Annotated in this window: 18 protein-coding genes; 8 read left to right on the plus strand and 10 right to left on the minus strand. The window is 73.6% G+C overall.

Annotated features, from left to right (window positions below):
* Positions 1-197 precede the first annotated feature (197 nt).
* Positions 198-1118, plus strand: a complete 921-nt coding sequence (locus ACI79G_RS04160; RefSeq protein WP_456879875.1) for a phosphotransferase — start codon at positions 198-200, stop codon at positions 1116-1118.
* 237 nt (positions 1119-1355) lie between these two features.
* On the opposite strand, the gene ACI79G_RS04165 is transcribed toward ACI79G_RS04160, so the two are convergent.
* On the minus strand, positions 1356-1694 hold the full coding sequence (locus tag ACI79G_RS04165) for a hypothetical protein (protein ID WP_456879876.1): 339 nt from the start codon (positions 1692-1694) through the stop codon (positions 1356-1358).
* On the opposite strand from ACI79G_RS04165, the gene ACI79G_RS04170 reads away from it, so the two are divergent.
* Positions 1681-1935 carry a hypothetical protein gene (locus tag ACI79G_RS04170; protein ID WP_456879877.1) on the plus strand — a complete coding sequence of 85 codons (255 nt, stop codon included), beginning with the start codon at positions 1681-1683 and terminating at the stop codon, positions 1933-1935. The two genes, ACI79G_RS04165 and ACI79G_RS04170, sit on opposite strands and share 14 nt — an antisense overlap.
* A gap of 167 nt (positions 1936-2102) precedes the next feature.
* A complete protein-coding gene (locus ACI79G_RS04175; RefSeq protein WP_456879878.1) occupies positions 2103-3497 on the plus strand; it encodes a cytochrome P450 in 1395 nt (464 codons plus the stop codon).
* A 355-nt stretch (positions 3498-3852) separates the two neighbouring features.
* Here ACI79G_RS04175 and ACI79G_RS04180 read toward each other — a convergent pair whose 3' ends face one another.
* Entirely contained in the window at positions 3853-5148 is a 1296-nt protein-coding gene (locus ACI79G_RS04180) for a DUF4032 domain-containing protein (protein ID WP_456879879.1), read from the minus strand.
* Between the two features lie 78 nt (positions 5149-5226).
* Between ACI79G_RS04180 and ACI79G_RS04185 the strand changes: the two genes are divergently transcribed.
* Positions 5227-5544, plus strand: a complete 318-nt coding sequence (locus ACI79G_RS04185) for a hypothetical protein (RefSeq protein WP_456879880.1) — start codon at positions 5227-5229, stop codon at positions 5542-5544.
* Between the two features lie 125 nt (positions 5545-5669).
* On the opposite strand, the gene ACI79G_RS04190 is transcribed toward ACI79G_RS04185, so the two are convergent.
* The 4 genes from ACI79G_RS04190 to ACI79G_RS04205 all read right to left on the minus strand — a co-directional run bounded on the left by ACI79G_RS04190 (position 5670) and on the right by ACI79G_RS04205 (position 8919).
* Positions 5670-6470, minus strand: a complete 801-nt coding sequence (locus ACI79G_RS04190) for an alpha/beta fold hydrolase (protein ID WP_456879881.1) — start codon at positions 6468-6470, stop codon at positions 5670-5672.
* 257 nt (positions 6471-6727) lie between these two features.
* Positions 6728-7636 carry an NAD-dependent epimerase/dehydratase family protein gene (locus tag ACI79G_RS04195; protein WP_456879882.1) on the minus strand — a complete coding sequence of 303 codons (909 nt, stop codon included), beginning with the start codon at positions 7634-7636 and terminating at the stop codon, positions 6728-6730.
* A 90-nt stretch (positions 7637-7726) separates the two neighbouring features.
* Positions 7727-8476 carry an alpha/beta fold hydrolase gene (locus ACI79G_RS04200; protein ID WP_456879883.1) on the minus strand — a complete coding sequence of 250 codons (750 nt, stop codon included), beginning with the start codon at positions 8474-8476 and terminating at the stop codon, positions 7727-7729.
* A gap of 89 nt (positions 8477-8565) precedes the next feature.
* On the minus strand, positions 8566-8919 hold the full coding sequence (locus ACI79G_RS04205) for a nuclear transport factor 2 family protein (RefSeq protein ID WP_456879884.1): 354 nt from the start codon (positions 8917-8919) through the stop codon (positions 8566-8568).
* Between the two features lie 78 nt (positions 8920-8997).
* Here ACI79G_RS04205 and ACI79G_RS04210 point away from each other — a divergent pair, with 78 nt between their 5' ends.
* The 4 genes from ACI79G_RS04210 (at position 8998) to ACI79G_RS04225 (ending at position 13051) form a co-directional block, all read left to right on the plus strand.
* Positions 8998-9855 (plus strand): MerR family transcriptional regulator, encoded by an 858-nt coding sequence (locus ACI79G_RS04210; RefSeq protein WP_456879885.1) that lies wholly within the window; start codon positions 8998-9000, stop codon positions 9853-9855.
* A gap of 522 nt (positions 9856-10377) precedes the next feature.
* Positions 10378-11307: an NAD-dependent epimerase/dehydratase family protein gene (locus ACI79G_RS04215; RefSeq protein WP_456879886.1), complete on the plus strand. Its 930-nt coding sequence runs from the start codon at positions 10378-10380 to the stop codon at positions 11305-11307.
* Entirely contained in the window at positions 11304-12227 is a 924-nt protein-coding gene (locus tag ACI79G_RS04220; RefSeq protein ID WP_456879887.1) for an RNA polymerase sigma-70 factor, read from the plus strand. The genes ACI79G_RS04215 and ACI79G_RS04220 overlap by 4 nt, the downstream gene beginning before the upstream one ends.
* A 440-nt stretch (positions 12228-12667) precedes the next feature.
* Positions 12668-13051 carry a DoxX family protein gene (locus tag ACI79G_RS04225; protein ID WP_456879888.1) on the plus strand — a complete coding sequence of 128 codons (384 nt, stop codon included), beginning with the start codon at positions 12668-12670 and terminating at the stop codon, positions 13049-13051.
* A gap of 251 nt (positions 13052-13302) precedes the next feature.
* On the opposite strand, the gene ACI79G_RS04230 is transcribed toward ACI79G_RS04225, so the two are convergent.
* The 4 genes from ACI79G_RS04230 to ACI79G_RS04245 all read right to left on the minus strand — a co-directional run bounded on the left by ACI79G_RS04230 (position 13303) and on the right by ACI79G_RS04245 (position 17981).
* The gene (locus ACI79G_RS04230) at positions 13303-14187 is read right to left on the minus strand and encodes a dihydrodipicolinate synthase family protein (protein ID WP_456879889.1); all 885 of its coding nucleotides are present in this window, start codon (positions 14185-14187) and stop codon (positions 13303-13305) included.
* A gap of 2 nt (positions 14188-14189) precedes the next feature.
* Positions 14190-15173, minus strand: a complete 984-nt coding sequence (locus tag ACI79G_RS04235; RefSeq protein WP_456879890.1) for a sugar kinase — start codon at positions 15171-15173, stop codon at positions 14190-14192.
* On the minus strand, positions 15166-16572 hold the full coding sequence (locus ACI79G_RS04240; RefSeq protein ID WP_456879891.1) for an Nramp family divalent metal transporter: 1407 nt from the start codon (positions 16570-16572) through the stop codon (positions 15166-15168). The genes ACI79G_RS04235 and ACI79G_RS04240 overlap by 8 nt, the downstream gene beginning before the upstream one ends.
* A gap of 125 nt (positions 16573-16697) precedes the next feature.
* Complete coding sequence (locus ACI79G_RS04245; RefSeq protein WP_456879892.1) at positions 16698-17981, minus strand: alpha-hydroxy acid oxidase; 1284 nt, start codon at positions 17979-17981, stop codon at positions 16698-16700.
* Between the last annotated feature and the right edge of the window lie 92 nt (positions 17982-18073).

Here is an 18073-nt window from a genome sequence, read left to right on the forward strand (position 1 = left end):
GCCGGGATGCAGTCGCTCGCTGGCGCACGTGGGGTCGGCGGTGCTGGTCCCTGCGGCCGTGTTCGGTGCGCTGGGCTGCGCGACCCCGGCTTCCCTCGCCGGGACCCTGCTGACCGGCCTGCTACCTGGCGGATCCGCGGGGTCGCACTGCCCACGGTCGCGGGCGTCATCAGCGTCGCCGTCCTCGGCGCCGTGTGGTGAGCCGGCCGCGGTGGGCGCCCGAGCGTCCCTCGGCGACCGCGCGGGCCGCCACGCTGATCGAGGCGGCCTTCCCCGCGCTGCGCGGCCGGCCCGTGGAGCCGCTGGCGGAGGGCTGGGACAACACCGTCTTCCTCGTGGACGGGACCTGGGTCTTCCGCTTCCCGCGCCGGCAGCTCGCGGTGCCCGGCTTCAGGCGGGAACTCGCCGTCCTCCCCCGGATCGCCACACTGCTCCCCCTCCTCGTTCCCGAGCCGGAGTTCGTGGCCGAGGACGACGACCCGGTGGACCCCTGGCCGTTCGCGGGTGCCCGGCTGCTGCCAGGACGGGAACTGGCCGACACCGGGCTGCCGGATGACCAACGACGGGCGGCGGCTGCGACGGTGGGTGCGTTCCTGCGGGTGCTGCACGCCGCCCCGACCCGGCAGGCCGTGCCGACGGGGCTGCCGCTGGACCCCATGGGCCGTGCGTGGCCGCGGGCCCGGATCGACGACACCCGGGCCCAGCTGCGGCAGCTCGTCGAGGAGGGCACGTGGGCCGGGGACACGGGCGTGGAGGCACTGCTCGCCGAGGCCGAGCGGTTGGACGCCCCGGCCCGGCCACCCGTCCTCGTGCACGGCGACCTGCACGTGCGGCATCTCCTCCTCGACGACGGGGGCGGCGCGGTCGGCGTCATCGACTGGGGTGACGTGTGCCTGGCCGATCCCGCGGTCGACCTCGCCCTCGCCTACACCGGCTTCTCGGGGTCGGCTCGGGCGGCCTTCCTCACCGCGTACGGGGAGGTGGACGCCGACCGGGAGCTGCGGGCCCGTGCCCTGGGCGTGCGGCTGAGCTCCTTCCTCGCCGCCTATGCAGCCGACGTCGGACGCCCCGCCCTGCTCACCGAAGCCCTCGCCGGCCTGCGCCGGGCGGTGGGCTGACCACGGGCAGCGCCCTGCCCCGGCGCTCGGGCCGGCCGGCGTAGACCAGCGCTCCACCGGCGACCCGGACCGCGCCACAGGTGGCGTCCGCGCCGCCCCGCTGCATGTCCCGTCGACGCCGCGGTTCCCGATCCGACCGTGTGCCACGGCCTGCCGTCGACGACCCGGCCCGGGACGCCGCGGCCGCGACCTCCGCTGCGGATCCTCCGGGGCGGATCGAGTGGCCGCCCAGGTCGGCTATCCGCTCACGCCTCCCACGTGATCAGGACTTCCGCAGGCGATGTAGCGCGGCATCCGGTCCGCGCGGAGACGCCCGTCCGCGGTGAACACGCTCTGCTCGTACCGGCGGATGCGTGCCCGTTCCTCAGCGGTGAGGTGGCCCTTGGCCAGCCCCGGCCCGAGATGCTCTGACTGGTAGGCGGTGTGGTCGTGAGCGGGGAGCACGAGCAGCTCGGGCAGACGTGCTCTGAGCTCGTTGAGCCGACGGATGGACGCATTGTGCTGCTCGACCCGCTTCCCGGCGCCGAATGCCTGGACGTCGCCGTTCGCCAGGTGGCGCAGCGTGTGGAACGCCACGTTCTTCGGTCGCCGCAGTGCCAGGAACGGCTTCCTCGGCCTGCTGGCCTTCCTCTGCCCCCTGGGACTGCTGCAGATCTCGATCATCGAGGACCGGAGGTCCTCGCTCACCCTGGGTGCCTACACCGCCTACGTCATCGGCTACGACCTCCCGTGGACATACCGGCTCTGGCGCCTCAACCCGGCTCCAGCGGAGCGGTCGGCCCCCTCGTGGCCCATGCCGGGGTGCACGAGCCGGTAGACGGTGGGCGTGCTGGTGCCGCTGGTGTGCCCGAGGCGCGTGGGGACCGGACACCGCGGTGACCGTGATCGGGGGCCTCGACCCTGGAACCCAGAGGCGGCGTCCCCGAGGATGAGTTCGCGCCGGCCGCGGGCAGGACCCGGCTGCGGAGGGGACGGGCGAGGGCGATGGACGAACTGGTGCGCAGCGCGGTCCGCTGGACCACCACCCACGGCGCGTTGCGGCTGGCGATCCGGGCACGCGCCCGCGCGGGCAACCCGGACGCCCAGGTCATGACCGACCCGGCACTCCGCGCGGACCCGTACCCGCACTACGAACGGCTGCGGACGGCGGCCCCTCTCGCCGACGGGGCGCTGGCCCGCGTCAGCGTCCACCACGACGTGTGCACCGACGTGCTGCGCAGCGAGGACTTCGGGCAGATCGGTGCCCACCGGACCGACCGGCTGCCGGCGGCGTTCCGGATGGTGCTGCGGCTGGCCGGCGACCGGCCGGGGGTGAGCCCCATCGACCCGCCGTCGATGGTCGCCGTCGACCCGCCCGAGCACACCCGCTACCGCCGGCTGGTGAGCCGGGCGTTCAGCGCACGGGCCGTCGCCGGGCTGCGCGAGCGCACCCGCCAGATCGCCGACGAGCTGCTCGACGACCTCGAGCGCGAGGCCGCGGCACACGACGGGCAGGTGGACCTCGTCGCCCGCTACGCGAGCCTGCTGCCGGTCACGGTCATCTCCGAGATGCTGGGGGTCCCGGTGGCGATGCGCGAGCAGTTCCTCGCCTGGGGCGACCGCGCCGCGCCGGTCCTCGACCTGGGCCTGGACTGGGCCACCCACCGCGACGTCGAGCGCACCCTCGCCGAGCTCGACGCCTGGTGGCGCGAGCACCTGCGGCGGCTGCGCCGGGACCCGGGCCCGGACCTGCTGTCGAGCCTGGTGACCACGGTCGACGACGACGGTGGCGGCCTCACCGAGACCGAGCTGCGGGCCACGGCCGCACTGGTCGTCGGTGCCGGGTTCGAGACCACCGTCAACCTCATCGGCAACGGCGCCGCCCTGCTGTTCGCCCACCCCGACCAGCGCCGCCTGCTGGCCGAAGACCCGTCACTGTGGCCGAACACGGTCGACGAGGTCCTCCGCGTCGACCCGCCCGTGCAGCGGACCGGACGTCGGGCCCGGCGGTCCACCACCGTCCACGGCGTCCCCGTCGCCGAGGGCGAGTGGCTGGTCCTCCTGCTCGCCGCGGCCAACCGGGACCCGCGGGTGTTCCCCGACCCGCGCACCTTCGACGTCACGCGCACCAACGCCCGCGACCACGTCGCCTTCTCCAGCGGCATCCACTTCTGCCTCGGGGCCGCGCTCGCGCGGATGGAGGGCGAGGTCGCGCTGCAGGCGCTGTTCGAGCGTTTCCCCGACCTCGGCCCCGCGGGCTCCGGGCGCCGCCGTGACACGGTCATCCTGCGTGGCCACGAGTCCCTGCCCGTCACCCTCAGGTCCACGACCTGGCGAGCCCGGTCCGCGTCCGGTGGGAGCCGGCCCGACCAGGAGCCGGTCGGGACGGGCTCCGCCTGACCCCGCGGCGGCGCGGCCACGGTCTCCTCGTCCTCCTGGCGGAGCCGGGAGTCGTGCAGCCGGATCACGGGCAACACCTCCTCCGTCAACGCCTCGCGCGCTCGGTCCGCCTGGCCGGCGAGCGGGGGACGCCGCTCCGCGTGCCGATCGGTGCCGCCGAGGTCGCTGAGCCCCTGGCCGCGACACCCGTGCACCGTTGCGGTGCTGAGCGTGGTCGCTGCGCTCGCTCGACAGCCGGCGCCGCCCGACGGCCTCCTCGTGGAGGGTCATCGCGATGGGCGTCCGCACTCGGCCGTCCCGGTCCGCGGTCGGGAGGGGGGAGCTCACGTGCCCGCCACCGAGTGCCACCTGCGTCCTATCCGCTGGCCGACGACGTGCGCGCCCACGCTGCGGCCGCGGAGGACGACGGCTGGGAGAGGCCTCGGTCGGCGATCCGTGGCGTCGGCGTCACCAGGTCGCCGGGCACCGCCGACAACACCCTCTCGACGTAGTCCCGCACCGCGGCCTGCATCCCGACGTCCCGGCCGGCCGCTTCGGACAGGAACCACCGGTGCTCGAGGATCTCGTGGAAGATCTCGGCGGCGTCCAGCCGACTGCGCAGGTGCGCCGGGATGGCGGCGATCGTCGGCTGGTACACCTCGGTCAGCCAGCGGATGGCGGCCGCGGTCTCGGAGACCGGGCCGTCCTCTGCCTGTTCCAGCCCGGCCCGGTAGCTCGCGATGTCGGCGAGGAGGCGGCGGGCCTGCTTCTCCTGCACGTCCAGCCCGGTCCGGGTGAACAGGGCCCGCCGGCAGGTGCCGGGTTCGGCGACGCGGGTGGTGAGCCGCAGCCGGCTCCCGCCGGCCGGGTCGTCGACGAGCTCCATCTCGCCGACGTCGAACCCCAGGTCCTGGAGCCTGCGGATGCGCTCGGCGACGCGGAACTGCTGCTCGTCGCGGGGCATCACCTCCTCGCTGGTCAGCTCCGCCCACAGCTGTTCGTACCGTGCCACCAGGTCGGCCGCCGCGAGGGCCGGGTCGAGGTCCTGGGCCAGGGAGCCGCTCTCCCGCAGGTCCGTCAGCTCGCCGACGACCCGCGCATAGGCGACATCGGTGTCGTGGTCGCGCTGGCTCTGGGTGAGGCGCTCGTGCACCTCCCCCGTCTCGGCGTCCACGAGATAGGCGGCCAGCGTCCCGGCGTCGAACCGGAACAGGGTGTTGGCCAGGGAGCAGTCGCCCCAGACGATGCCGGCGAGGTGGAGGCGGACCAACAGCTCGACCTGGGCGTTCATCACCCGGTCGATCAGCTGCACCCCTCTCGGGTTGGCGAAGAGGGCGAGGAAGGACGATGAGTAGTCCAGGAAGCGGGTGACGAGCACGGCCTCCTGGGCGCCGGGCCGGTCGACGACGACGCCGATGACCTCGACCGCCGGGATGCCGAGCTCGTGCAGTCGGCGCAGCACCTCGTACTCGCGGCGGGCGGGTCGTTCGGGCAGCTCCTTGAGCGCGAACACGCGTCCGGCCTCGGCCACGAACCGGACGACGTGGCGGGAGCGTCCGTGCTGCGGGATCTCGACGATCCGGTCGTCGGTCCACTGCGACAGCGGAGCGTCCCAGGGCAGGGTCACCAGATCGGCCGCCGCCTCGGCAGGAGGGCTGAACACGAAGCGCATCCCGGACCTCCGGTCCTCGGACTCGGTTGCCTGTGAGGCTAGCGCGCGGCAGTCCAGCTGCCGGGCGGTCAGGGTGGTGTGCGCGGACCCGACCCGGTTCGCTCGGACCCGCGCCCGGCGCCGACGACCGAGGCCGACGGAACGGACGCCCGACGATGCCTCGATCCGGCGGCGACCTCGTACGGCGCGGGCTGGTCGCCGACGGGGCACTCACCGAGCAGGGGCGGCGGCTGCGCGACGGGCATCGAGCAGCAGACCGAGGCCGCACTCGCGCCGGTCCTGGACGCGATCGGCCCCGCGCTGCCCACGCTCACCCGGCGGCTCGACGAGTGGTCGACGGCGATCGTCACCGGCGGCGCGGCCCCGCCCGACGTGTACAGGCGGATCAGCGGCTGACCCGCGCGGCCTCCGGCGCCGCCACACCGGGGAACGGCCGCGCGCGCCGGGATGGGAGGCTGCGGACCGGCCCGGACCGTGCGCCGGTCATCCGTCATCCGAACCGGGCACGGCTGTCGGACTGGTCACCGGTTCCGATCCAGCCATTCGAGGAGCACCTTCGACACGTGCTCGGGCTGGTCGGTCATCAGCACGTGGTTCGCGTTCGGGATCATCACGAGCTCGGCGCCGGGGATCCGGCCGGCGATGATGCGGCCGTTCTCCGGCGGGACGAGCGCGTCCAGCTCCCCGTGTACGACCAGCGTCGGCGCGGTGATGCCCTCCATGCGGTCGTAGCCGTCCCATCGCGACGACCCGACCACCTGCGCCAGGTAACCCTCGTTCGAGGCGGCGAGCGGGAACCGCACCGCCCAGTCCTCCTCGATGCGCTCGCGAGGTGTCTCGGGCGCGTAGTTGTAGGGGATGGAGGCCTCGGCCGCCTCCTGGGGTGTCATCTGGCCGCGCTGCGTCAGCATCGCCACCGCCTGGGGGTTCATGACGGCGTGCGCGATGCCCGGGTGCGTGGCGAGCAGGCACAGCGAGCGGACCCGTTCCGCAGCGGTGAGCACGATCTCCAAGGCGATCAGGCCGCCCATCGAGATGCCGACGATGTGGGCGGTGTCCACATCCGCAGCGTCCAACACGGCCAGGGAGTCCGCCGCCATGGTCTCGACCGTGTACGGCGCCCCAGGAACGTCACCGGTGCGGCCGGCACCCCGGTTGTCGATCCGGATGACCCGGTAGCTCTCGGCCAGAGCGGGCACCAGCCGGAACCACATCGCGGCCGGGTAGGCGAGCCCCATGAGCAGCAGGACGGCGGGAGCGTCCTCCGGCCCGTCGGACTCCCACGAGATGCGGGCCGTGTCAGGACGCTCGATGACCGGCACGGGTCGCTCCCCTCATCGTGAGGTCTCGCGGCCTGGAACGGAGTTGCAGCTCCTCACGTGCACCGCACCCCGAAAGGTCGGGTCCGGGCCCGAGAACGGCTCCAGACTCCCGGGAGACCGGGGCTCGGTCCATTCTGCAGCACGACCTCGGCGCCACGTGCAGCCGTGTGCGCATGTGGCGTGTCCCCCCTCGGACACAGTCGAGGCGCACGGGCTCGGTGTCCTCTCAGTTCCCGGTGGCAGACCCAGCGTTGCTGTCACTCGCGCGTCGGCAGGCCCAGCCGCAGCTCGTCCATGGCATGCGCGAGGCTCACCCGCGGCACCCATCCCCACCCCCGCGCGCGCTCGGTGAGCAGCTGCCCGGTCCAGACCGGCTCGTCGGTCCACTCGGGCACGACGCCCAGCGCGTCGGTCACCGTGCCGAGGTAGTCCCGCCACGTCGCAGCCTCGCCCGCGACGATGACCGGCGTCGTGCCACCGGCCACGGGGCCTCGCTCCGGGTCGTCGACGGTCGCGACGGCGCCCGTGGCGACGTCCGCGATCAGGGCCGCCAGGTCGTCGACGTGCACCCAGGCCCAGGTCTTGGCCGGGTTCGCTCGGCGCTCACCGTCACGGATCCCCTGCGGTCGCAGCGTGTTCCAGACCGACGTGTCGCCGACGCCCATGATCGCCGGGGGGCGGACCAGCACGGTCGTGAGCCCGCCGACCTGCGCCAGCGCGGCGTCGGTGGCGTTCTTGGTGTCGGGGTAGTCGCCGCTGCCCGCGGGCAGGAGGGCACCGTCCTCGGCGACGTCCCCGACACCGGCCGAGCGGTCGTAGACCCCGGCCGTGGACACGTGCACGAACCGGGCGACGCCGGCGTCCCGGGCAGCCCGAGCGAGGACCGGCGTGCCCTCGACGCCCACCCGGTGCTGCACCTCCCGGGATGCGCGCATCGGGTGGACTGTCGTGACGGCCGCGTCGGCGCCCTGGGTCACCGCGCGGGCGAGGCCCTCGTCGGCGAAGTCGCCGACGTGCTCGGTGACTCCGTCGAGTGCAGGCGCGCTGCCGGCGCGTCGGACGACGGCGCGCACCTGCGCCGACCGCTCCACGAGCGCCCGGCACACCGCGGCGCCCACCAACCCGTTCGCACCGGTCACCACGACGACGGGAGCGGAAGCGGCCATGCCGTCCACACTGCCAGCGACCACACGACGGCACCCGCTGCGCCGCACGTCGCGGCGTCGGGGTGGGCCCGGTGGGCGGTCGCCGTCCGGTCAGCCGGCCGTCGCGCGTGCGGCCTCGTCGATCACCCGTGCGACGGCGTCGGGCTGAGAGACCGTCACGGCGTGGGAGGCGTCGACCTCGACGATGTGCGACTCCGCACGCTCGGCCATGAAGCGCTGCGACCGGGCCGGGACCGCGAGGTCCTGACCCGTGACCACGGTCCAGGACGGGATGGTCCTCCAGGCCGCCTTCGTCGCCTTCCCCTCGAGCGCGTCGGCGACGATGGGCCGCTGTGTGGCAGCCAGGAGCGCGGCGACGTCCTCCGGCACGTCCGCGGCGAAGACCTGTCGGAACTTCCCCAGCTCGATGTACAGGTCGTCCACCGTCTGCCCGTCGGGACCGGCGACGGGCACCGGACGCAGCGCAGACCCCAACTCGTTGCCGGGGAACCTCCCGGCCAGCTCGCCGGTGCTCTCACCCTCGTCGAGGAGGAAGCTGGCGACGTACACGAGCGCCTTCACCCGCGGGTTCCCGTCGGCGGCCTCGCTCATCACGCTGCCTCCGTAGGAGTGGCCCGCGATCACGAGCGGCCCGTCCACGCTGTCGAGCACGCTGCAGAGGTACTCGGCGTCGCTGGGCAGGGCGCGGAGCGGGTTGGCCACCCCGATCACCGGGTAGCCGTCTGCTCGGAGCTGCGCGATCACGCCGTTCCAGCTGGAGGAGTCGGCGAAGGCGCCGTGGACGAGCACGACCGTGGGCTTCGGCGCGTCAATGCGGGGCGCTGCGGTGCTGAGGGACATGGGTCGTCTCCTCTCCAGTCGTGGGCGGCCGAGCCGCCCGGGTCCGACGCCGCAGCCGGGCTGCTGCGGGTCTGCGGAGGGCCTCGCGTTCAGGCGGCGATGACCAGCTCGGCGATGAGGTCGCCGTCCATCGCGAAGCGGTACTGCAGCTCCGCGACGCCGCCGGGGAAGTCCCCCTCCAGCCGGTTGACGGCCACCCACCGTGTCCCGTCGATGCGCTGCGCGCCGACGAGTTCGGTCGTGTACCTGAACTCGGCTCCGGCGTTCCGGAGGAACTCGAGGACCTCGCCGCTCCCCCGGAAGGTCTGGCCCTGGTCGACGACCACGGCCGTGGGGGTGAAGGCGCGGATGGCGGCGTCGACGTCGCGGGCCGCGTGGGCGTGGAGGAAGTCGCGGAGCGTGGCAGGGAGCTCGCTGGGACGGATGCCGGTCGGTGTGGTCATGTCCCGACCGTGCGGCCTCCCGCACCGGGAGGGTCAAGCACTGGACTCTCCCCCGGGGAGAGGGTGCACAGTGCCCCCGTGCTGCCGATCGGCGAGTTCTCCCGGCTGACCCACCTGAGCGTGCGCACGCTCCGCCGCTACCACGACGCCGGGCTGCTCGAGCCCGCGACCGTGGACCCCGCGAGCGGTTACCGGTACTACAGCGCCGACCAGATCCCGACCGCTCAGGTCATCCACCGCCTGCGCGCGCTCGACGTCCCGCTGCCCGACGTCCAGCGTTTCCTCCGCCTCCCCGACCCGAGCGCCCGCGCCGCGCTCGTGGCCGAGCACCTGGAGCGCCTCGAGTCGGAGCTGGACCGGACCCGCGCCGCCGTGGCGTCCCTGCGCCGCCTGTTGCAGCCGGAACCCCCTCCCCTGGACGTCGAACTCCGCGCGGTGCCGGCGAGCACGGTGGCGGCCGTCGAGGACGACGTCGACCACGAGGACGTGCTCGCCTGGTACTCCGGCGCCATGGCCGAGCTCGATGCGGTGGTCAGCGATCCGACCGGCGTCCCCGGCGGCCTGTACGACAACGCGTTGTTCGAGGCCGGCCGGGGGCACCTGCTCCTGTACCGGCCGACGACGGAGCCGCCGCGCAGCGGGCGGGTCCACCCCGTGACGCTGCCGGCCGTCGAGCTGGCCGTCACCACCCATGTCGGGCAGCACGACGACATCGACGTCACCTACGGGGAGCTCGGCGCCTGGGTGGTGGCCAACGCACTCGCCGTCGCGGGGCCGGTGCGGGAGACGTACCTGGTCGGTCCCCGCGACACGACCGACCCGGCCGCGTGGCGCACCGAGATCGGCTGGCCCGTCTTCCGGGTGGCCCCGCGCCGAGCCGCCAGCGGCACGGGCGGGAGCGGCCGATCGACGGTCAGCAGCCGTCTGCGCATGTAGCGAGTCGCCCCTCGGACACCGTCCCACCCCGGTGTTCCTTCAGGTCAGGCGCCCGGGGTCCCAGGTCCTCTCCCGGCGCTCGCCGGTCCGAGCGACCTGGCCGGTGGAGCGGCAGGAGGACCTCGGGGTCCCGGCGGGTGCCGTCGAGCCTGCTGAGCACGCGCGCCGAGTCCCGCAGGAGCTCCAGGGCCGCCCCTGCGCGGCCTGCCCGACAGGCGCGGAGCGCGGCCACGGTGCGCGTCCCGGTCGGCGACCCGAGACCGGCCCATCGTGGCCGGACCCTCGACGAGGCGCTCGCCGGAGGCTCGACCGCGACCCCGCAGGACGCGAACGTCGCCGCCACTGCTGGACGCGGGCCCGCTCGGGCACCCGCCGCTGCCGATCGAGCCCCTGCTGACCGGGACGGCCGCGCAGCGCCTCGCCCAGGGCAGAGACGTGCGCCGAGACCTCGATGTCACAGATGGCCGGGGCTGTCTCGTCACCGGGCTGAGAGCCGATGCTGCGATCAGGAAGGTGATGGTCATGCGGGTCTTCGTGGCCGGTGGCACCGGGGTCATGGGGCGGCGGCTGGTGCCGCAGCTCGTGGCCCGCGGTCACCAGGTGACGGCGACGACGACGGACCCGGGCAAGCTGGGCCTGCTGGAGCGGCTGGGCGCCGATGGTGTCGTGATGGACGGGCTGGATGCGGTGTCGGTCGGTGGGGCCGTGGCAGCCGCCCGGCCCGACGCGATCGTGCACCAGATGACCGCGATCAGCCCCGCTCACGCCGGCAAGCCCGACATGAGGCACATGGACCGGTTCTTCGCCACCACCAACCGGCTGCGCACCGAGGGGACCGACCACCTGCTGGCCGCGGCCGAGGCGACCGGCGTCTCCCACGTCGTCGCCCAGGGCCACGCCAGTTGGAACGGGATCCGCGAGGGCGGGTGGGTCAAGACCGAGGAGGACCCGCTGGACCCGGGCCCGCCGAGCATGCGCAGAGGGATGGCGGCGATGCGCCACGTCGAGGACGTCGTCGTCGAGGCCGGCGGCGCGGTCCTGCGATACGGCGGGTTCTACGGGCCGGGCGCCACCGATGACGTGGTCGAGCTCGTGCGCAGGCGGCAGTTCCCGCTCGTCGGGGGCGGCACCGGGTACAGCTCGTGGGTGCACCTCGACGACGCGGCGAGCGCCACCGTCCTGGCCGTGGAGCAGAAGGCGACCGGCGTGTTCAACATCGTCGACGACGACCCGGCGCCGGCCAGCGAGTGGCTGCCCCACCTGGCCGCGTGCACGGGCGCGAAGCGGCCGATGCGGGTCCCCACGTGGCTGGCCCGGCTGCTGGCCGGGGACGTGGCGGTCACGATGATGACCGAGGGGCGCGGCTTCTCCAACGCCAAGGCCAAGCGCGAGCTCGGCTGGGAGCTGCGCTATCCGTCGTGGCGCCAGGGCTTCAGGGAAGGGTTGGCGTGACCCGGGCCGAGGAGTTCGAGGAGCTGCGGTCGCTGCTGTTCGCGATCGCCTACCGGATCCTCGGCAGCGTGAGCGAGGCCGAGGACGCGGTGCAGGAGACCTGGCTGCGCTTCCAGTCCTCCCCGACACGACCCACGTCGACCAAGGCCTTCCTCTCGGCCGTCGTCACCCGGATCTCGATCGACGTGCTGCGCTCGGCCCGCGTGCGGCGCGAGGAGTACGTCGGGCACTGGCTCCCCGAGCCGCTGCTCGACGACCCCTACGAGGATCCGGCGCGCTCGGCGGAGCTGGCCGACTCGGTGTCGATGGCGGCCCTGCTGCTGCTCGAGCGGCTCAGCCCGCTCGAGCGCGCGGTCTTCGTGCTGCGGGAGGTGTTCGGGTTCGGCTTCCCCGAGGTCGCGTCGGCGGTGGGCCGGTCGGAGGCGGCGTGCCGCCAGCTCGCGGTGCGGGCGCGCCGCCACATGGACGCCGGGCGCCCTCGGTTCGAGGCCGACCGGAGGCAGCGCGAGGAACTCGCCGAGCGGTTCTTCGACGCCTTCCGGGAAGGGGACGTCGACGGTCTGCGGGAGCTGCTCGCCGCCGACGTCCAGCTGGTCGGGGACGGCGGCGGGAAGGCCCCGCAGCTGGCCAGGGCCGTCGTCGGCGCCGCGAAGGTGGCCCGGCTGCTCACCGCGATCGCCCCTCCGATGGCCCGCATCGACGTGACGTTCGAGCCGCACGAGATCAACGGCCAGCCGGGCGCGGTCTTCCGCGATCGGGACGACAAGGTCCTCCTCACCTGGACGCTGGAGATCCTCGACGGGCGGATCCAGACGATCCACTCGCTGATCAACCCCGACAAGCTCGGGCACCTGGGTCCGGTGGCGGACGCCTGGGCCGTCGCCCGCGAGGTGAGCCAGGCTCGCCGGCGCACCGATTGACCCGAGAACGGAACGGGTCATCGCAGAGCCCGGCACCTGCGACATCCGGCGGGCCCGCCGAGGCTCCCGAGGACGTCGGCCGGGACTTCTCCCCACACGGAGCTCCCGTTCCCTGACCGCGACAGCCAGCACCGACGGTGTCAGCCGCGCTCGTGGGCCACGGCACGACGCCACTCGGCTCCATCGCCCCCGTCACCGGGCCGGTCGGTTGCTCACGGGCCGACTGCTGCGCCGTCCACCCGACCCCGGCCGCCCCGAGGGCCACGGGGCTCCAGGCCCGGGCGGGTGAGCGCCTTGGAACCGACCGCCAGCGTCCCGATGTCACAGGCGGACCGGGTTGCCTCGTCCGGGGGGTGAGGCCGTGACGCCGAGTCTCGGCCCGGTCCCCTCACCCACCGAGGCGGCCCGGATCACCTGCACATCGCTGGGAGGGAGAACTCATGGACCTCGCCCTGTGGATCGCTGCCGGACTGCTGGCCGCAGTCGCCCTGGCCGGCGGCACCAGCAAGACGTTCGTGCCGAAGGCGAAGCTGGCTGCGGCCCATGGCGGTGAGTGGACCGCGGGTGCCAGTGCCGGCTTCGTCAAGACCCTCGGGGTGCTCGAGCTCCTGGCTGCCGTCGGCCTGATCCTGCCTGCCATCGTCGACGTCGCACCGGTGATGGTGCCGGTCACTGCCGTCTGCTGGGTCCTGCTCATGATCGGCGCGATGATCACACATGGCCGCCTCGGCCAGTACAAGCTCGCGATGCTGAACCTGGTCTACCTCGCGCTCGCGGCCTTCATCGCCTGGGGCCGCTTCGGCCCTGAGTCCTTCGCAGGCTGACGAGGACCACGTGAGGCAACAGGAGCCGGTCGGGACCTCGGTCGTCTCGGTGCGCAGGCCGTCGGCACCGCCCTGACGGTCGCCCCGTACGCCCGGGCTCGCCGGCCGGGTGTGCTCCGGAGTCGCGGTGGGTGCCCCTCACCCTCGCGTGGGTGGGCAGCGGCGCCACCTGGGCCGGCGGGTGGTGCCCGTGCTCCTGTGGATCGGCGAGGTCACGGGAAGTCGGTGACGAGCAGCCGCATCCCGGCCACTCAGCCGACGGGGACCGCCAGGGCGCGCTCGGCGGCGGCCGCGGCGTCGAACGACGACGGGACGCGGACCAGCGGCGGGCGCACGATCCCCATCGGGTGCCCGTGGCGCTGCTCGGCGATGCGCTTGAGCGTCCCGGGACCGACGAACTCCTTGGTCATCGCCCGCACCCGCTGGAGGTGCGCGGACAACGACGCAGCCTCCTCCGACCGGCCGCTGCGGACGTGCTCGTAGAGCGCGACGACCTGCTCGGGGACGATGTTGGCCAGCGCCGAGATCGAGCCGTGGGCGGTCAGCAGCCGGGATGGCAGATCGTCCTCCGTCCCGACCAGCACCCCCTTCCCGGCCGCGTGCACGGCCTCGGCGTAGCCCACCTCGCCCCCGGAGTCCTTCACCCCCCACACCGGCAGGCTCGTCACGAGTTCCGCGGGGACGGGCACTGCGTACTTGGGGATGTGGTAGACGACGACGGGGTGCCGGATCGCGGCCACGACGCGTTCGTAGAAGACCCGCAGGCCGTCGATCGGTGCCGGCTTGAAGTAGTACGGCGGCATCACCATGACCGCTCGCACGGGCAGGTCCTGCAGGTACTCCAGCAGGTCGAGGGTGTCGGGCAGGTTCCCCTCGGCGACCGTCGGGACGACGTGCAGTGCCCCCACCACCGGGAGGAGGGCCTCGAGCACGGCCCGCTTCTCCCGCGCCGAGACGGAGGGGCCCTCGCCGTTGGTGCCGAACGGGATGACGCCGGTGACCCCCTGCTCGCCGAGCCACCCGACGTGGGCGAGGTAGGAGTCGACGTCGATGCTGAAGCGCTCGTCGTCGCGGAAGGGCGTCACGTTGGCGACGTAGACGCCCTCGAGGACGCCGGCGGGGTCGTCGGACTGCATCGTCATCTCCCGAGGTCGACGGTCCGGTCCAGGAACGCGGTCAGTTCGCGGCGACTCGGCAGGCCCTCGTAGTCGCCGAGGTTCTGCACGCAGAAGGCCCCCATGGCGTTGGCCGTCCGCAGGCGGTCCGCCGGCTCGAGGCCCCACAGGACGGCGGCGAGGTAGCCGGCGGCGAACGCGTCCCCCGCCCCGATCGGGTCCAGCTGGCGAGCCGGGAAACCCGGGGAGGCCAGCCGCTCGCCGTCCACCATCGCCACGCAGCCGCGGGCGCCGAGCTTGAGCACCACCTCGTCGGGACCGGCGTCGGCGAGGCGCTCCAGGCAGGCCTCGTCGTCCCGGCCCCACAGCGCCCGGGCCTCCTCGTCCCCGGCGAGCAGCACGTCGACGTGCGGCAGCAGAGCCTCGGTGGCGGCGCGGGCGGCCGCCGGCTCCCAGAGCCGGCTGCGGTAGTTGACGTCGTAGCTCACCCGCACGCCCGCCTCGCGGGCGGTGCGCGCCGCCCACGTCAGGAACTCCGCGCACTCCGGCGACAGCGCCGCCGTGATGCCGGTGAGGTGCAGGAAGGCGGCGCCCCCGAGGACCGCCGGGTCGAACGCGCCCGGGGCGAGGGTCGAGGCCGCCGACCCGCGGCGGTAGTAGTAGACCCGCAGCGCGCCGGCGACCTCCTCACGCAGGTAGAGCCCGGTCGGCCGGTCCGGGACCCGGAGCACGGCGCTGGTGTCCACGCCCTCGGCGCGCACCCGGTGCAGCACCAGCTCGCCGAGCTCGTCCTCGCCGAGGGCGCTCACCCAGCTGGCCGGGACGCCGAGCCGGGACAGCCCGATGGCCACGTTGCTCTCCGCGCCCCCGATCGAGAGGGTCACCGCGCCGGCGTGCCGCAGCCGGCCGGGGGCCGTGGGGACGACGAGCACCATCGTCTCCCCCGCGGTGACCACCCGCGGGACGGCGACCGTGCCCTGCGCCGCCATCTCCCCCGGCTCACCCACCGAGGAGGTTCTGCAGCTGCTCGTTGAAGGTGAGCACGGACAGGAAGCCGAACAGCAGGAAGGCCCAGACCAGGGCGGCGACCCGGCCGGCGCCCGGGCGGATCTCCTTCGGCAGCACCCGCCGGTTCACCAGCAGCAGCAGCGCCGAGTAGATGAACATCATCAGCCCGCCGGTGACCGCCGAGATGACCAGCAGGACCAGGGGCTGGCTCAGCCCGGACAGCAGGACGACGACGCCGATCACGACCAGGCCCCAGACCAGCGCGAAGTAGATCTTGCTCTCGTTCGTGTCCTTCAGGTAGGCGGTCTTGAGGACGTCGGCGCCGAGCCGGCTGGTGTAGTCGACGATGCCCAGCGCGGCGGCGAACAACGAGAACGCGCCGATGATCCAGAAGAAGGTGCCGAACCAGCCGCCGACGGTCTCGTCGAGCACCTCTCCCTCTGCCCGGAGGAAGGAGATGTCACTGGCCAGGCCCTCCCGGCCGAACACGGTGGCGTAGGCGAGCAGCGAGGTGAACAGGATGGTCAGGAAGCTGATCAGCACGAACGTGGTCAGCTGCTCGATGTTGGCGAAGCGCCACCAGCGCCGCCACCGGCCGAGGTTGTCCGGGGTCGGCTCGAACGCGAAGCCGGTCGAGGGCGCGGCCTCCGGGTGCCCGGTCACCGGGCTGACGATCCGCGGTACGTAGGCGCCCATGCCGAAGCGCTTGTCGCGGATCCAGTTGCTCTGGCACAGGTTCTGCCCGCCGCCCGCGCCGGCGAAGGCCAGCGCCCCGAGGAGGAGGGCGAAGCCGAGCTCCTCGTAGGGCAGCCCCGCCTCGGTGACGATCTGCGGCACGTCCGCCCACGTCGACGCACCGATGGCCGCGAACGAGGCGACGACGATGAGCAGGAGGACGGCCGCGACCTTGACCATCTCGATCTTCTCGAGCGCCTGGTACACCACCGGCGCCATCGTCAGGATGACGCCGATCAGGAGCAGGATGCCGATCGCGATCGGCACCACGCTGCCACCGACGAGGTAGGTGATCAGGGTCGCCGAGCTCGTCGCCCAGCCCGGCCAGATGTTGGCGAAGTACGCCATGATCGCGAAGACGAGGCCCCAGTGCCGCCAGTACCGGCTGAAGCCGGTGAGCGCGGTCTCCCCCGTGGCGAGCGTGTAGCGCTCGATCTCCATGTTGAGGAAGTACTGGGTGGCCAGGCCCACGAAGGCCGCCCAGACGTACACCAGCCCCACCTGCGAGGCGATGTAGGGATAGAGGATGAACTCGCCGCTGGCCATGCCGACGCCGGCGGCGATGATGCCCGGCCCGATGACGTGCCGGAAGTGGGGCGGTGGCTCCGGCATGTCCCGGACCGTCGGTGCGGCCAGGTGCTTGGTGGGGAACAGGTCGATCACCGAGGTGGGTCGACCTCCCGGACGAGTGGAGACCATCGCGCCCCCTCTGTGTCCTGCGTCACGATGAGGGCGTCCATTGCTGCACGTCCGCGACGCAGGGGCAACCTGGGGATGCGCGACCGCGATCAGACCGAGACGTTGGGGTAGTCCCCCGCGCCGTGCGGCGTGAAGGCGACGTGGCGGTCGGAGAGGTCCTCGCTGCGCCGCACGCCGAGCAGCTGCATGGAGCGCTGGTACTCCTCGGCGAGGATCTCGTAGGCGCGCAGGACGCCGTCCCGACCACCGGCCATGAGCCCGTAGAGGTAGGCCCGGCCGATCATCACGGCGTCCGCGCCCAGCGCTCGGGCGGCCACGACGTCCTGGCCGTGCAGGACGCCGCCGTCGATGAGGACCGTGGCCTGCCGGCCGACCGCCGCCCGGATGGCGGGCAGCACGTCCAGGGTCGCGGCCGAGCGGTCGAGCTGGCGCCCACCGTGGTTGGACACGACCACGCCGTCGGCTCCGCGCTCCATGATCTCGGCGGCCGACGCGGGCGTCGTCACGCCCTTCACCAGGAGGTTGCCCCGCCACCGCCGGCGCAGCCAGTCCAGGGAGGTCAGGTCCAGGCCCGGGTCGAACATCATGCTCGCCACCTCGCCCGGCGTCGGGTTGCCCGGGACCCCGGCGAGCGAGGCGAACGTCAGCCCGCCGGTGGTCAGCTTGTTGAACCACCACACCGGGAAACGCGACATGTCCAGCACGGTCCTGGCCGTCAGGGTCGGCGGGATGGTGAGACCGTTGACGACGTCCCGGTACCGCATCCCGGAGACCGTGGTGTCGACGGTGAGCATGATCGTCGAGTAGCCGGCCGCCTCCGCGCGGGAGACCAGGTCCTCGTTGACCTGCGGGTCGGCCGTGAAGTACAGCTGGAACCACAGCTCGCCGCCCGGCGCCGCGGCCCGCACGTCCTCGATCGAGGTCGAGCCCACCGTCGACAGGGCGTAGGGGACGCCGACGTGCGCGGCCACGGAGGCCACGGCCGCCTCCCCGTGGTGGTGCATCATCCGGGTGTAGCCCGTGGGAGCGAAGACCAGCGGCATCGCGATGCGCGACCCGAACAGCCCGACGCTCGGATCGGGGTCGGCGACCGACCGGAGCGCGTCCGGGAGGAAGGTGACCCGCCGGTAGGCCGCGACGTTGCGCGCCGCGGTGATCTCCTCCTCGGCCGCGCCGTCCACGTAGTCGAACACCGCGCGCGGGGTCGTGCGCCTGGCCGCCGCGCGGAGGTCGCGGACGGTCAGCGCGTGCTCCAGGCGCCGGGCCGTCCGGCCGAGCCGCGGCCTCCGGAACTGCACGACCTCGCGGAGCTCGGACCACCGGGGCACCTGCCGAACGGTCGGGACCGGCCCGAGCGGCGCCTTGTCTGCCATGTCCCTCGCCTCCGTGGGCCCACGTGACCACCAGCCGGATCGCGGCGTCGTCCAGGGTCGCAGGGTCCACGGGGGCGCGCTCGTCGTCCGCC

The sequence above is a fragment of the Geodermatophilus sp. SYSU D00779 genome (genome assembly GCF_054050595.1).